The 432-nt window shown below is 41.2% G+C and carries 1 protein-coding gene; it reads right to left on the reverse strand.

Annotation, left to right across the window (positions count from 1 at the left end):
- A partial coding sequence (locus B4K20_RS14875; protein ID WP_289283510.1) for a Bax inhibitor-1 family protein occupies nucleotides 1–361 on the reverse strand: 361 nt, incomplete at its 3' end.
- Nucleotides 362–432: the final 71 nt, after the last annotated feature.

Genomic DNA, 432 nt, shown 5'->3' on the forward strand with positions numbered 1-432 from the left:
CAAAGATAATACCTGTGCCACCCAAGGCCTGCATGACGATTTGTGGGCCATTAGGCAAACCTAAGTAGGCATTGACGATCGGACCTAAGGTCAATCCCATAAAACCTGTTAATGCAAAAACAGACACAATGCCCCAGGCACTGTTACGAAGTTTAGATGTTAAGAAAAGTAAGCCAAAATACCCAACCAAGGTAATAATAATGCCAGGGTGAGGCAGGTTGAGTGCCATAGATAATCCAGCAGTCATGGCACTAAATAATAGTGTCATGGCTAATAAACTATAGGTATTACGCAATAGTTTATTGGTTTGAACCGCAGACTGCTGTGAACGAACAACAGTTGATTCAGCGTTATAATTCATCAGTGTTTCTCCGTGTTTTTTCCAGTTGATGAAAAGCTTATAGCAATGACACCTATCCTACCCGATAAGTT

The sequence above is a fragment of the Methylophaga sp. UBA5088 genome (assembly GCF_002414625.1).
Classification (GTDB): domain Bacteria; phylum Pseudomonadota; class Gammaproteobacteria; order Nitrosococcales; family Methylophagaceae; genus Methylophaga; species Methylophaga marina.